General features: G+C 33.6%; 13 protein-coding genes. 9 read left to right on the forward strand and 4 right to left on the reverse strand.

The features are described 5' to 3' along the window. Positions 1–4 precede the first annotated feature (4 nt). Positions 5–157 (forward strand): hypothetical protein, encoded by a 153-nt coding sequence (locus H526_RS31905; RefSeq protein WP_155839741.1) that lies wholly within the window; start codon positions 5–7, stop codon positions 155–157. Positions 158–221: 64 nt separating this feature from the next. On the opposite strand, the gene H526_RS29765 is transcribed toward H526_RS31905, so the two are convergent. The 3 genes from H526_RS29765 to H526_RS0121340 form a co-directional block, all read right to left on the reverse strand. Continuing rightward, a complete protein-coding gene (locus H526_RS29765; protein ID WP_051336266.1) occupies positions 222–1598 on the reverse strand; it encodes a hypothetical protein in 1377 nt (458 codons plus the stop codon). A gap of 386 nt (positions 1599–1984) precedes the next feature. After that, complete coding sequence (gene dnaE, locus H526_RS0121335; RefSeq protein WP_027394897.1) at positions 1985–6370, reverse strand: DNA polymerase III subunit alpha; 4386 nt, start codon at positions 6368–6370, stop codon at positions 1985–1987. A 249-nt stretch (positions 6371–6619) separates the two neighbouring features. Then, positions 6620–7510 (reverse strand): DUF6252 domain-containing protein, encoded by an 891-nt coding sequence (locus H526_RS0121340; protein WP_027394898.1) that lies wholly within the window; start codon positions 7508–7510, stop codon positions 6620–6622. Positions 7511–7873: 363 nt separating this feature from the next. On the opposite strand from H526_RS0121340, the gene H526_RS0121345 reads away from it, so the two are divergent. Genes H526_RS0121345 through H526_RS0121355 form a run of 3 tightly spaced genes read left to right on the forward strand, consistent with a single transcriptional unit; the run spans position 7874 to position 9660 of the window. Further along, complete coding sequence (locus H526_RS0121345) at positions 7874–8404, forward strand: 30S ribosomal protein S16 (protein ID WP_027394899.1); 531 nt, start codon at positions 7874–7876, stop codon at positions 8402–8404. Positions 8405–8418: 14 nt separating this feature from the next. Beyond that, entirely contained in the window at positions 8419–8943 is a 525-nt protein-coding gene (gene rimM / locus H526_RS0121350) for a ribosome maturation factor RimM (protein ID WP_027394900.1), read from the forward strand. Positions 8944–8946: 3 nt separating this feature from the next. Next, positions 8947–9660, forward strand: coding sequence for a tRNA1(Val) (adenine(37)-N6)-methyltransferase (locus tag H526_RS0121355; protein ID WP_027394901.1), 714 nt, complete (start codon positions 8947–8949; stop codon positions 9658–9660). A 107-nt stretch (positions 9661–9767) separates the two neighbouring features. Here the strand turns inward: H526_RS0121355 and H526_RS0121360 are convergent, their stop codons facing one another. Then, complete coding sequence (locus H526_RS0121360; RefSeq protein ID WP_027394902.1) at positions 9768–10079, reverse strand: hypothetical protein; 312 nt, start codon at positions 10077–10079, stop codon at positions 9768–9770. 389 nt (positions 10080–10468) lie between these two features. Here H526_RS0121360 and H526_RS0121365 point away from each other — a divergent pair, with 389 nt between their 5' ends. The 5 genes from H526_RS0121365 (at position 10469) to H526_RS0121385 (ending at position 15036) form a co-directional block, all read left to right on the forward strand. After that, positions 10469–11647, forward strand: a complete 1179-nt coding sequence (locus H526_RS0121365; RefSeq protein WP_027394903.1) for an acyl-CoA dehydrogenase family protein — start codon at positions 10469–10471, stop codon at positions 11645–11647. A gap of 86 nt (positions 11648–11733) precedes the next feature. Beyond that, positions 11734–12411: a glycerophosphodiester phosphodiesterase gene (locus H526_RS0121370; RefSeq protein ID WP_027394904.1), complete on the forward strand. Its 678-nt coding sequence runs from the start codon at positions 11734–11736 to the stop codon at positions 12409–12411. Then, a complete protein-coding gene (locus tag H526_RS0121375) occupies positions 12411–13619 on the forward strand; it encodes a BaiN/RdsA family NAD(P)/FAD-dependent oxidoreductase (RefSeq protein ID WP_027394905.1) in 1209 nt (402 codons plus the stop codon). Before H526_RS0121370 ends, H526_RS0121375 begins: the two co-directional genes overlap by 1 nt. A 2-nt stretch (positions 13620–13621) precedes the next feature. After that, positions 13622–14179, forward strand: coding sequence for a DUF1697 domain-containing protein (locus H526_RS0121380; RefSeq protein WP_027394906.1), 558 nt, complete (start codon positions 13622–13624; stop codon positions 14177–14179). Positions 14180–14253: 74 nt separating this feature from the next. After that, positions 14254–15036 carry a hypothetical protein gene (locus H526_RS0121385; protein WP_027394907.1) on the forward strand — a complete coding sequence of 261 codons (783 nt, stop codon included), beginning with the start codon at positions 14254–14256 and terminating at the stop codon, positions 15034–15036. Positions 15037–15090: the final 54 nt, after the last annotated feature.

Here is a 15090-nt window from a genome sequence, read left to right on the forward strand (position 1 = left end):
GGATATGAAAACTATTAAGACTATTTTAGAGACTCATAAAATTAAAAGAGAAACTCTTATAACAATTAAAGGAGGTAATAATAATTCGTCAAATACATCAGACGAAGATGCAATTGGTAATCAGATGAGGCCAAGAACTGGGATGTTTGGAGGATGATTTTAAAAAAAAGCTCAGAATTCATAATACTTCTGAGCTTTTCTACACTTTATATAATTTTGGATTAATTATTACGAGGCAATCCAATCTGAGTTCCAATTACACTCGCTGCAGGTTGCGTAATTACCGGGCAGTTTATAATGGCTCCTGTTGCCGTTAGTAAATCAGATAGTGAATTTGCTAATGGATTAGGATTGGCATTTCCTCTGAAAGGGATTAAAATTCCTTCTTCTAAAAGTTGATTTACTTGATCAAAACTTCTTAATATTGGACGATTCTCTTCTGGCACTGTAAATTCTGTAACGTGCGCATCCCACATTGGTGCATATCTTTCGTCTCTAGGATCAATAGGGAAGGTGTTTGTTGGGTCCTGTACTTGTTGATCACTTAAAGAAGCAGTATTTAAACCTTGTACTCCAAAACCATCTGTGTCTGTGGTTCTACCATTTGCTGTTGGGCTAAAAGGTAACATAGAGCCTCCAGGAAATAACCCAAATGTTGGAAGGTTTGCCAATCTAGGAGCAAAAACCCCTAGCTCTATTGCTGCTGGTCCTGGATCAGATGTATCAGTAACTATATGAAAATAATATGGTTTCCCATCTTGCCATCCATCTAAAAGTTGCATTACCACTGAGGCTTGATTGATAGCTAAGTTTGGGTTATCAAGGTCGTCTTGATCTTCAATGCTATTTCCATTTGGATTTGGAATTCTATCGTGAATACCTGTGCTGTTAGCTACCAATTGAGCATTAATAACTACACCGCTAGGTAATACTACATAAGAAGACCATTTAGAGTCAGCTATCGCTCCAGGATTAGCCGCTGCTGGTGGAAAACCAAATAATAAACCATCAGCTCCTCCAGCTACTAAGGATCTTTTAGGCGAAAAATCTACAGATCCTTCAAAAACGAGTCTTCCTCTTCGGGTAAAGTATCCTTTTTGCTCACCTCCTGATCCTACTGATGCAGCCATTCTTGGAGAAAAAATAACTCCTAGTTTTTTAGCCATCAACTTATCAGATGATTCAGTTATAACATAATATGCTTCTCTGAGATTTCCATCGGGTAAAGTTTCCCAACCTTTAAACATAGGGAACCTTGCTGTAGGTCCAGCTGGTACAACAGATCTGTCAATTCTATAATCAATACCTAATACACTAGGTAAAAAAACATTTTGCGGAGAGGTGAATCTAAGTACAGGATTAAATACATTATAAGGGACTCCTCCATCTCTACGAATACTTTTTAATAACACTTTAGCTTCTCTTAAAGCTCTAAATGATTGAAATAGGCCTTTGGATTGAGCTTCTTTTTCTAGAGCATCTTCTGCCGTTTCAGTTATTGTTAATTGATCTTCTGCAATAATATTGTCGTCAGTGCTACAGGCTATGAGTAATGAGGCAGCAAAAATACTTAAAAGCGTGGTTTTAAAATTCTTCATTTTTTGTGTTTTAAAAGTTATATTCTAAAAAATTTGAAAAAAAGAAACAATCGGCCAATCGTTTTAAAAGTATCAAAGGTTTTAAGATTTGATATATATGTTGAGACGATATCAATATTTTGTACTTACACAGGGAAATTTCAAAATAAAACAAATAAGATTGTTTTATAATTTGATTAATTTCAAAAATTACTGATTTTAAAGACTTTAGTGCGTAATTGAGCTAGAAGAGGTATTTCAAAAAGAGTGCTTTTTTAATAAATAATTAACTTGTTTTTATGTTTTTTTAGGAACATAAAATAAATTGTAAGTGTTAGATAACTAACATGTTAAGTCATTGTTTTTAACTATAAGAATTATAGAAAAAATAAAGTTTTTTATGTTGCTTAATTCAACTTATAATATACTGAGTCATTTTCCAGAGCCATTAATAATTCTTGAGAAATATTTACCTTTTGTTTTCGACTTGGCATATGTAATTTAAGTTTTTCGGCCATTTCAAATATCACAAAATTCAAAGTATGGTTTCCGGCATGTTCCGTTAATAATTCTTTTAAACCATCTATTCTTTTGTCAGAAAGATCATTAATGTCCAGTTGTATAGTCAATTTTCTGGCATAAGTTTCCATGACATCGTGTAATAATTGGAAACTATTAAATTGTATTCTCGGATCCCCTTTTTTACCTGTATCTCTATTTACCCAACCTTCTTTTATAAAAGCTTTGGCGTATACAAAGGTGCTTTGTACCAAGAAAGGGCGATGTTTCAAATAATCTTCTCCAAAAATTCTGAACTCGTGTGCTGTATTATAATCTTCGATAGTAAATGTCGCCCAACCTTTTCCGTTTTTTGATGTACGATGTTCTACACCTGTTATAACCCCACCAAACGAGATTTCACGATTTAGATTATTTTCTAAATCAGCAAAATTTAATAAACTACCATTACAGAAATATTTCATTTCATATTTAAAATCATCCAAAGGATGTCCGGAAAGATATATACCAACAACTTCTTTTTCTCTAGCGAGTTTTTCCATCGTCCCCCATTCTTCGCAAGGAGGAACTACAGGTTCAGGAATCTGAACATCACTGGCTTCACCAAATAAACTTACTTGAGAAGAGTTTTCATTTTCCTGATACTTAGATCCATATTTCATTGCTTTTTCTAGGAACGTAACATTATCTCCTTCTTGGAAGAAATATTGACCTCTATGTGTTTCAACAAAAGAATCAAAACCACCTGCTAGTGCTAAACTTTCAAAAGCTTTTTTATTGGCAGCACGCAAATCTATACGTTTTGCCATATCAAAAATAGATTTGTAAGGACCGTCTTCTTTTCTGTTTTCCACAATAGTTGCTACCGCACCAGTTCCAACTCCTTTGATAGCACCCATACCAAATCTAACGGCGCCATCTTTATTTACAGAAAATTTTCGATAGGATTCATTAACATCTGGTCCTAGTACTTCTAATTTCATACGTTTACATTCTTCCATAAAGAAAGTAACCTGTTTGATATCGTTCATGTTATTAGAAAGTACAGCAGCCATATATTCTGCTGGATAGTGTGCTTTTAGGTATGCTGTCTGGTAGGCAATCCATGCATAACAGGTAGAGTGAGATTTGTTAAAGGCATAGGCCGCAAAAGCTTCCCAATCTTTCCATATTTTTTCTAGACTCTCTTCGGCATGACCTTTGGCGGCAGCTTGTTCAATGAATTTAGGTTTCATTTTATCCAGAACAGCTTTTTGCTTTTTACCCATCGCTTTACGAAGTACATCTGCTTCACCTTTGGTAAAATCCGCAAGCTTCTGTGATAGTAGCATTACTTGCTCTTGATATACTGTAATTCCATAAGTTTCTTTTAGGTATTCTTCACAGGCTTCTAAATCGTAAATAATTTCTTCTGTACCGTGCTTTCTATTAATAAAACTAGGAATATATTCTAATGGACCTGGACGATATAATGCGTTCATTGCAATAAGATCAGCAAAAACAGTAGGTTTTAATTCCTTCATATATTTTTGCATTCCAGGAGATTCATATTGGAAAACCCCAACGGTTTCTCCGCGCTGGAACAATGCATATGTTTCTTCATCATCCAATGGGAAATTCTCCGGATCAAGATCTACATTGTGTTTAGCTTTTACAATCTTAACTGTATCCTTGATTAAAGTTAGTGTCTTTAATCCCAAGAAATCCATTTTTAGCAGTCCTGCATCTTCTACAACAGAGTTGTCAAATTGTGTGCAGTACATATCCGAGTCCTTAGCTAATGCCACAGGAACGAACTTGGTAATATCATCGGGAGTAATAATTACTCCACAAGCATGGATCCCTGTATTTCTCACAGAACCTTCTAGTATTCTTGCTTGATTTAAGGTTTCTGCTTCTAGATCATCACCTTCTGCAATTTTCAGAAGTTCATTTACTTTTTCTAATTCGTCACTTCTAAATTTCTTCTTTAACGTAGCTTCATCTACGCCAAATATTTTTCCTAGTTTGGACATGTTAGGAATCAATTTGGCAATACGATCTGAGTCTCCAAGAGGTAGATCAAGTACACGAGCAGTATCTCTAATAGAAGATTTAGCTGCCATGGTACCATATGTAATGATCTGCGCTACCTGATTGGCGCCGTATTTTTCAATTACATAATCCATAACACGTCCACGTCCTTCATCATCAAAATCAATATCAATATCGGGCATACTTACACGATCCGGATTTAAAAATCTCTCAAAAAGTAAATCATACTTAATAGGATCTAGATTGGTAATCCATAAACAATAGGCAACTGCAGATCCTGCTGCGGATCCACGTCCAGGACCAACTGATACTCCCATGTCTCTAGCTGCACGAATAAAGTCTTCTACAATCAAGAAATATCCTGGATATCCAGTTTTTTCAATTACTTTTAATTCAAAATCAAGTCGTTCATCAATAGAAGGGGTGATTTCTCCATAGCGTATTTTTGCGCCTTCATAGGTGATATGCCTTAGGTATGCATTTTCACCTCTTTTACCTCCGTCGGCTAGATCTTCTTCAAATTGAAATTTTTCAGGAATATTAAATGCAGGTAATAATACATCTCTTGCTAGTACAAAAGGTTCTATTTTATCAATGACCTCTTGTATGTTAACAATAGCTTCAGGAAGATCCTTGAATAAATTTTTCATCTCTTTAGAAGATTTAAAATAATATTCTTGATTTGGTAAGCCGTAACGATATCCTCTTCCTCTACCAATTGGCGTAGCCTGTTTTTCACCATCCTTTACACATAAAAGAATATCGTGAGCATTGGCATCTTCTTTTTCACAATAATAAGTATTGTTAGAGGCAATGGTTTTGATATTGTGTTTTTTGGAGAAATCTATCAGAACTTGGTTTACACGATTTTCATCCTCTTGATTATGGCGCATAACCTCTATATACAAGTCATCTCCAAATTCTTCTTTCCACCACAGCAAAGCTTCTTCTGCTTGTTTTTCACCAATATTTAATACTTTACTAGGAACTTCTCCATAGAGGTTTCCAGTAAGTACTATGATATCCTCTTTATATTGTTTAATAACTTCTTTGTCAATTCTAGGTAAATAGTAGAATCCATCTACAAAACCTATAGAAGACATTTTTGCTAAATTGTGATATCCATTTTTGTTTTTAGCAAGTAAAACTATTTGATACCCGTTATCTTTTCTGGTTTTGTCTTTATGATTTTCGCAAACAAAGAATTCAACACCAACGATTGGTTTTATTTCTACACCTGTAGGTTCTTCACCATTTTCTATAGCTTCTTTATTTGCTGCTTTTACACTTTTGTTATGATTTGTAACAGCAGAAACGAAATGAAAAGCTCCCATCATATTAGCATGATCTGTCATCGCTACTGCTGTCATTTTATGTTTGGCAGTTTCTTTTACTAAATCAGGAATACTAGTAGTTGATTGTAGAACAGAAAATTGAGTATGATTATGAAGATGTGCGAAATTTACAGAATCTAGAGCGGCAATATTGTCTTTAATCTCTTGTTGAGAAATATCAGAACCTCCTTGTTGATTCAGAGCTTCTTGTATCTTTTGTGAAGCTTTCTTTAGGTTTATGTGTTTAAGACCTATCAGTTGAATAGGCTCTTTATTAATTTCTTTAAAGTTTTGGAAATAATCAGGTTGTACATCAAGTTCTTCCTGAGTAAAAACTTGTTTACGTATTAGTTCCAGAAAACACCTAGTAGTGGCTTCTACATCGGCTGTTGCGTTATGGGCTTCTCCAAATGCAGTTCCAAATAAATACTGATGTAATTCTGTTAACGTTGGAAGTTTAAATTTTCCTCCACGTCCTCCGGGAATCTGACATAAGCTAGCAGTAGTTTCTGTACAGGTATCCAGAACGGGTAATTCTTGTAGTGCATTATCAACACCAAGTCTGTAAAACTCAGCTCCCATAATATTAACATCAAAGCCAACATTTTGACCTACAACGAATTTAGTTTTTGATAAGGCGATATTAAATTTCTCTAAAACTTCTTCTAGAGTAATACCATCTTGTTCTGCTAGAGCAGTGGAAATCCCATGTATTTTTTCTGCGTCATAAGGAATGTTAAATCCTTCAGGTTTTACTAAATAATCTTGATGCTCGATACAGTTCCCCATTTCATCATGTAATTGCCAAGCAATCTGTATACACCTTGGCCAATTATCAGTGTCACTTATAGGAGCATCCCAGCGTTTAGGTAAACCTGTGGTTTCGGTATCAAAAATTAAATACATAAAAAGATCAGTTTCGAGAAAGTTCAAGCTTCCAAAGGAAGTGATTCACAAAAATAACCAAAATGATAGGTTACATTGGTTAAAAGTTATTCAGATTTATTAACTATTAATGTCTGAAGTATTCTTTGTGATATTATTAAAGATGAAGAAAACATAAAAGGTGCTGAATAAATACCAATACTTGTAGTAAGTAAAAAGCGTTCACTAACTGGGTTAGTGAACGCTTTTCGAATTATAGTTGAGTTGTGATTAATATCCGTACTCAAAACGTCCCTCGGTAACAACTACTCCACTTGTAGTGGTGAATTCAAAACTACCACTGATACATTTTGTTTCAGTATCATGAGAAGTTATTGTCAATGTTCCGGAGACAGCTGATGCTTTATCATTGTATAAACTGTAAGTAGCACTGTAAGCGCCTGATCCAGTTAAAGAATGCTCTCCAACAGTTACGTCAATAGGGAAAACAATCGTTATTTCTTCATTTTCATTACTTGCTTTGATCAATATAGAAGGATTGTTTACTCCAAATGGTATGGCATCGTGATCATCAGTAATCATTTCATTACCATTAATCATAGCGACTAAAGAAGCATTGAGTAGACAAGGATTTATTTCGGGATCTTCTTCCTCTTCCTCTTCTTCAACATTTATGATAATTTCTTCCTCTTCTTCTTCTTGTACTTCGGGAACAAAATTTTCAATTGGTAATCTGTAAAACCATCCATTTCTAAAACTTACGGATTTACCATTTGTTCCTTTTAAGTCTTCAAAATAGAAATTACCAGAAACTTGATTGTTGTAGATTTCTGTTATTACAATTTGTCCGTTACTTATTCCATTCTCCGAAATAAACTTTATGTCATTTTCTTCAAAACTTACAGTATTAATAGCTTGTTGTTCTAGTCTATAGGTTCCTACGTCTGTTGATGAAGTGGTGAAACTTATAGATTCAGTACCTGTATTACCTACAATCACTAATGTGCCATCATCATGGATTATAGCTTTCTTGATCTCTGGTCTAAATAATTTTCCGTCAATAGTAGCTTGTAAACCGGGTGTGTTAACCTCGATATCAGTAGTACAAGAATTAAGAAAAAGGCATATAATTGCCAGTATTGGAGTAATTTTTTTAATCATACGCTTGGGGCTTTAAAAAATCTAGATACAGCTAACTGTAACTAAAATTACTTATGCAAACATATCATGAAAATCTGTATAAAACAATTTTTTGGCAAACAAAATCATTTTTTTAAACGATTAATGTCAAAATAATACCGATGAAATACACAAAAAATAATATTTAACGTTCAAAAAGTAAGTTTTTACGGTTATTGATTTATGTTACTTATTTCCTTTTAAGAGTTCGTTTTTTAATAAGACTAGTATTAGGTAAATTTCTGTTAGAATTAAAGATTAATTATTTTGAAGCTAATTTGCTAAAAATGATTACATTTGCGCACTTAATTATAATCGGGGTCGAGTACCCAAAAATTAATTCATATGTCTGTTAAAATTAGATTACAGAGACACGGTAAAAAAGGAAAACCTTTTTACTGGATCGTAGCAGCTGATGCTAGAGCAAAAAGAGATGGTAGATTTTTAGAAAAAATCGGTACTTACAATCCAAACACTAACCCAGCAACAATTGACTTAAATGTAGATGGTGCTGTAAAATGGTTACAAAATGGAGCGCAACCTACTGATACCGCTAGAGCTATTTTGTCTTATAAAGGAGCAATGCTAAAAAACCACCTTGCAGGAGGTGTTAGAAAAGGAGCTTTAACTGAAGAACAAGCTGAGGAAAAATTCAATGCTTGGGTTCAGGAAAAAGAAGGTTCTGTAACTGCTAAGAAAGATTCTCTAGCAAAAGCAGAAGCTGATGCAAAAGCAAAAGCTATTGCTGCAGAAAAAGAAGTAAACGCTAAGCGTGAAGCTGAAGCCGCTGAGGCTGAGGCTGCTGCAAAAGCGGAAGAAGTTGCTGCACAGGCAGCAGAAGAAGTAACTGAAGAAGCTAGCAACGAGGAAGAATAGTTGCATTACTAACGATGAAGAAAGAAGATTGCTTCTATCTAGGCAAAATCGTAAGCAAATTTAGTTTTAAAGGTGAGGTATTGATAAAACTTGATACTGATGAACCTGAAAATTATGTAAAAATGGAATCAGTTTTTATTAATTATAATAAAAACTTGGTTCCATTTTTTATAGAAAAAAGCTCACTTCATAAAAGTGATTTGCTTCGAGTGAAATTTGAAGATGTAGACTCAGAAGAGGATGCAGATGATCTAATGAAATCAGAAATATATTTACCCTTAAATCTTTTGCCAAAACTGGAAGGAGATAAATTTTATTTCCATGAAGTGATAGGTTTTAAGATTGTAGATGCTGCTTTTGGGGAGGTAGGTGTTATTAAGCATATAAATGATAGTACTGCTCAAGCTCTTTTTGAGATTGATCGTGATGGTATTGAGATATTGATACCAATGAATGATGAATTTATAGATAAGGTAGATAGAAAAACAAATACAGTTTTTGTAAGTACTCCAGAGGGATTGATAGATCTATATCTTTAATATATGTCTAAACCATTTCGTTTTAAACAGTTTACTGTACATCAAGATAGGTGTGCCATGAAAATAGGAACTGATGCTGTTTTATTAGGGTCTTGGGTTCCTTTATCAGATAATGTGTCTTCCGTCCTCGATGTAGGAACAGGAACCGGTGTAATTGCCTTGATAATGGCTCAGCGTTCTTATGCGGAGATTATAGATGCTGTGGAGATTGATGCTGCTGCATATGAGCAATCAGTGGAAAACTTCGAAGCTTCTGATTGGGGTGATCGTTTATTTTGTTATCATGCTTCTTTTCAGGAATTCTTTCAAGAGATCGATGATAAATATGATTTATTAATTAGTAACCCTCCATTTTATACTGATACTTATAAAACTGAAGATGCTACTCGTGCCATAGCTAGATTCGAGGATGCGCTTCCATTTGAACATCTTTTTATAGGAGCTTCCCACTTACTTTCTGAAAAAGGTAAGTTTGCGGTTGTGCTGCCTTTTAAAGAAGAGAATAACGCCATAAACATTGCTAAAAGTGCGGGATTGTTTCCGGAAAAGATAACTAGGGTTCAGGGAAATCCTTCTTCTGAAATTAAGAGAAGTTTGTTGTTGTTTGGTTTTGATCAGGTTGAAATCGAAAAGGATGAGCTAATTATTGAAACTGGTAGGCATCAGTATACTCCTGAGTATATAGAGTTAACTAAAGATTTTTATTTAAAAATGTAAATAAAAAAGAGGAGCTATAAATAACTCCTCTTTTTCCAAATTCAATCACTCTACGAAGTTTAGTCTATATTTCTATAAACAAACACTCTTAAAGATTTTTAATACGGTTAACTTTTGCCAATCCAGTTTCCTTCAGCATCACATAATACTTCAACTGTTTCACCATCTTCTTTTGTAAGTTCTAATTTAAACTCAGATGCATCTTCTTTTGCAGCAGCTTTGCTTATCGTTGCACCTGCAAAATCTTTTGCCACAGCGTCAAGTACTGGTTGAGGTAAATTTTCAACAGCTAATTCGATATATTTTTCTTGAGTAATAACTTCTACAGTTTCATCAGAAGATGTTTCCTGTGCATTTATATTCTGAGTTCCTAATAAAAGTCCAAAAGCTAATACTGGTAATGCAAATAAATTTTTCATTTTGTTTTTAGGTTTTAATTATTCTTTATTTCGATGATTAATTAATTGGAATAACTATGCCAGAGGATGTTTTTAGACAGTTTTGAATTTAAAATACTGATAGATAGTGTTTTAAATAAAATATTAATAATGTTAAGGGTATCTAAAATGTGTAGAAATAAAGTGAGTAATGCGGAAATTTGCAACAAATTACTTGGGTTCTATACTTATAGATTACTTTGTATACATTGTGTCAACAATTAAATTTTACCTATAAATTATCCTCAGTGTTTTATAATATATTTTAAGAAGTCAAAAAAAATTGGTTGCTCTTTTTTCATTAATTACATTTGTTAGCGGTTTAATAACCATAATTTTGAAAATAGTATAAAATATAAATAGAAAATATAATGAAGCCCGATCTTTTTGAAGCACCAGACTATTATAATTTAGATGAACTTTTGACAGACGAACATAAATTGGTTCGTGATGCTGCTCGTAGTTGGGTAAAACGAGATGTGTCTCCTATTATAGAAGAATATGCGCAACGTGCAGAATTTCCTAATCAAATTATTAAGGGATTAGCAGAAATAGGAGCTTTTGGACCTTATATTCCAGAAAAATATGGTGGAGCAGGACTGGATCAGATTAGTTACGGCTTAATTATGCAGGAAATAGAGCGAGGAGATTCTGGAGTACGTTCTACGGCATCAGTACAATCTTCATTAGTGATGTATCCAATTTGGAAATATGGAACTGAAGACCAACGAAATAAATACCTTCCTAAGTTAGCGTCTGGAGAATTTATGGGATGTTTTGGGCTTACGGAACCTGATCATGGATCTAATCCAGGCGGGATGACAACTAATTTTAAAGATAAGGGAGATCATTATTTACTCAATGGGGCAAAGTTATGGATATCAAATGCTCCTTTTGCAGATATTGCTGTAGTTTGGGCAAAGAATGAAGAAGGAAGAGTTCACGGACTTGTTGTAGAAAGAGGTATGGAAGGTTTTTCTACACCAGAAACACATAATAAATGGTCATTACGTGCATCTGCAACTGGAGAGCTTATTTTCGATAATGTAAAAGTGCCAAAAGAGAACTTATTACCAGGAAAAAGTGGATTAGGAGCTCCGCTAGGTTGTTTAGATTCAGCTCGTTTTGGGATCGCTTGGGGAGCAATAGGGGCAGCTATGGATTGTTATGATACCGCATTACGATATTCTAAGGAAAGAATTCAGTTTGATAAACCGATTGGAGGTACTCAGTTACAGCAAAAGAAATTGGCAGAAATGATTACTGAAATTACTAAAGCGCAGTTACTAGCTTGGCGATTGGGAGTGTTAAGAGAAGAAGGAAAAGCTACCTCTGCACAAATCTCTATGGCAAAGAGAAATAATGTCGATATGGCGATAAAAATAGCACGTGAAGCTAGACAAATTCTCGGAGGAATGGGGATTACAGGAGAATATAGTATTATGAGGCATATGATGAATTTAGAGAGTGTAATTACCTATGAAGGAACTCATGATATTCATCTTTTGATAACTGGTATGGATATAACAGGAATTGCAGCGTTTAAATAATTGATAATTTAAGGAAAACACAAACGTCTTGAAATAGTAAGATGTTTTGTGCTAATATTTTTGTGGTTTAGAAAATAGTTTTAATTATGAAGATAATTGGACATCGTGGAGCAGCTGGATTAGTTGCAGAAAACACAGTAGAGTCTATAGCTGAGGCTTTTAAATATAATGTTGACGGAATTGAAATAGACATTCATAAATGTAAATCAGGAGAGCTTGTTGTAATCCATGACGAAACCTTAGAGAGAACAACAAATGGTAAAGGGAAAGTTTCTGAATTTACGTTTCAGGAGTTAAAAAAATATAGAACAAAAGAAGGGTATAGAATTCCAACACTTAATGAGGTGTTAGATTTTGTAAACGCCAAATGTATACTTAATATAGAGCTAAAAGGAATAGGGACTGCTGGTCCTGTCCTGGAGCTTTTAGAACGACAAATCAAAGATTCAGATTGGGATTATGATGATTTTATCTTGTCTAGTTTTGATCATTCTCAATTATTTCAGATAAAATCGAAAACTTCTAAGTTTAAATTAGGTGTTTTGACGGAAAAAAGTATTCCATCAATACTTAAGGTTGCAGTAGTGCTAGAAGCATTTTCTCTGCATACTCCAATACTTTCTTTACAAAAAGAAGAAGTCACTTCGGCGAAGAACAATGGGTTTAAAGTGTATACATGGACGGTAAATGATTCGTCTAAGATAAAGTCGTCAAAAACTTGGAAGGTTGATGGTATCATTACAGATTTCCCTAATTTTGCTTAATGCAATATGATTTCTTAATAATTGGTGGAGGTGCAGCAGGGTTTTTTACAGCTATAAATGTAGCAGAAAAGAACCCTAACCTTAAGATAGGGATTCTAGAAAGAGGGAAAGAGGTCTTATCCAAAGTAAGAATTTCGGGAGGTGGAAGATGTAATGTTACTCATGCAGAGTTTGTTCCGGATGAATTAAGCAAGAATTACCCTAGGGGAGAGAAAGAACTTATAGGTCCTTTTCATACTTTTATGACTGGTGATACTATAGAATGGTTTAGTGGTCGTGGAGTAGAATTAAAAATAGAAGATGATGGAAGAATTTTTCCTGTTTCTGATTCTTCACAGACTATTATTGATTGCTTCCTTTCAGAATCAAAAAAACTTGGTATTGAAGTTCTAAAAAATCATGTTGTCAAAAATTTTTATAAGGAAGAAGAAATTTGGAAGGTAATTACGAATCAAGGTGATTTTGAAGCTGAAAAATTAATGTTGGCTACCGGAAGTAACCCTAAGATATGGACAAAACTTAATGAGTTAGATCTTAAAACTATTGATGCTGTCCCATCATTATTTACATTTAATATAAAAGATAGTAGAATTAAAGAATTGCCAGGAATCGCTACAGAAGCTTCGGTTGCAGTAAAGAATTCCAAATTGACTAGTGATGGTCCTTTGCTTATTACACATTGGGGTATGAGTGGTCCCGCTATACTCAAATTATCCGCTTGGGGCGCGGTAGAGTTGAATTCCTATCAGTATAATTTTGAGATTATTGTTAATTGGCTACAGGATTATACTAAAGAAGAGGTGGTAGATGTGCTAAAATCACTAAAAAATAAAAACCCTAAGCAACAGGTTTTTAAATATGCTCAATTTGAATTACCAAAAAGGTTATGGCAAAGCTTAGTTCTTACGTCTGGGATACATAATACTACTCGATGGGCAGATATTAATAAATCTCAATTATTTAAATTATCAGAAGAATTGACTCAAGGAATTTTTAAGGTCAAAGGGAAGAGTACCTTTAAAGAAGAGTTTGTTACCGCTGGTGGAATTGATCTTAAGGAGATTAATTTTAAAACTTTTGAAAGTAAGAAATATAAGAATCTATACTTCGCCGGAGAAATATTAAATATTGACGCAATTACAGGAGGGTTTAATTTTCAGAATGCCTGGACAGGTGCGTATATTGCTGCTCAAGCTATTATATCTTAAATATGAATACATACATAGTCTTATTGAGAGGAATTAATGTTGGGGGTCATAAAAAGATTAAAATGGCTGATCTTAAACAGCTTTTTTTAAACTTAGAATTTACTTCGGTGGTTACATATATCCAAAGTGGTAATGTTATTGTTCAACATAGTTCAGAAGATATTCGATCGTTAGAAATGAGAATTAGAGTTGGTATTGAGGAGCGGTTTGGTTTTGATGTTCCTGTTTTGATGATTACTTATGAAAAATTAGATAAGATACTTAAGAATAATCCATTTATTAATAAAATCAAAGAGGATGAGCTTGAAAGTAAAAAAATGTATTTTATGCTTCTATATGAGCATCCAGATATAAAAGTTTCAGAAGAACTGTCTTTAGTTTCGTTTGTTCCAGAAGAGTTTAGTATAACCAAAGATGTAGTCTATTTATTCGCTGCAAATGGTTATGGTAAAACAAAGCTTCACAGTAATTTCTTTGAAAAGAAACTAAAGTGTCAAGCCACAGCTAGAAACCTTAAAACAATGAATAAATTATTGGAATTAAGTTCTTTATCTAAATAAGTTGTATAAATACTTCTCGGAAATCTGTGTAAAATTTCGTATATTAAAAAGGTTTAACCATTACCTTATACACTATGAAAAAAATTACACTAATACTTATTATCGTTTTTATCTATAATAACGCATATGTTGCTCATGCGAATGACAAAGAACCTATAAAAAAATTATTGATGGATTATATCAATAAGATTAATGATTTAGAAAGAGGAGCAAAAAAAAATAGTGTTTTATATCTATTTGATGAGAAATATAGTGGAAATACAGTTTATGTTAATCTATCAGGAGCTTTGGTAAGAAAAGATTACGATAAAAAGAATATTTCATCGCAATTGGATGATATCATTAATGATGATAATTATAGTTTTAAACTTACATTAGACAAAGTTGTTTTTCAAAACCAAAAAGAGAATGCAGGAATCATTTCTGCAGTGGTTAATTTTGAGTCATTTATAGATAAGAAATTAGCGGAGAGGGGAACCATGTTGATGGACTTGGTGGGTGTAAAAGTTAATGAGAGGTGGAGGATTGTTCAAAATAATATGGTGAGGGTTTCAGAAGCAAAAGATATAGGAGAGTGTGTTTGTTATATGTATGGAAATGGAGACACTAAATTTGTTACAGAAGTTTATTTTCCTGCAGGATTAGAATACGATCAAAAATTGGAGTCTTTTCAGATTACTAAAAAGGATGGAGTAAGAGTTATTAAATCTCATAGTGATGAATTTTCTTGGAAAGGAAACGGAGGTGTCTATTATAAAGGTAAATCTATAGGAAAGACAAAAGAGCCCAAAAAAGCCATACAAGCAGCGGTCAAAAAATTATATAAAGATTCCTGCGTAGATGTAATATTTAATTAGGCTAGCTCAAATATAATACAACAATAATAAAAGTATCCTATCGATATATGTCTG

Origin of the sequence: Aquimarina latercula DSM 2041 (genome assembly GCF_000430645.1) — a bacterium.
Classification (GTDB): Bacteria; Bacteroidota; Bacteroidia; order Flavobacteriales; family Flavobacteriaceae; genus Aquimarina; species Aquimarina latercula.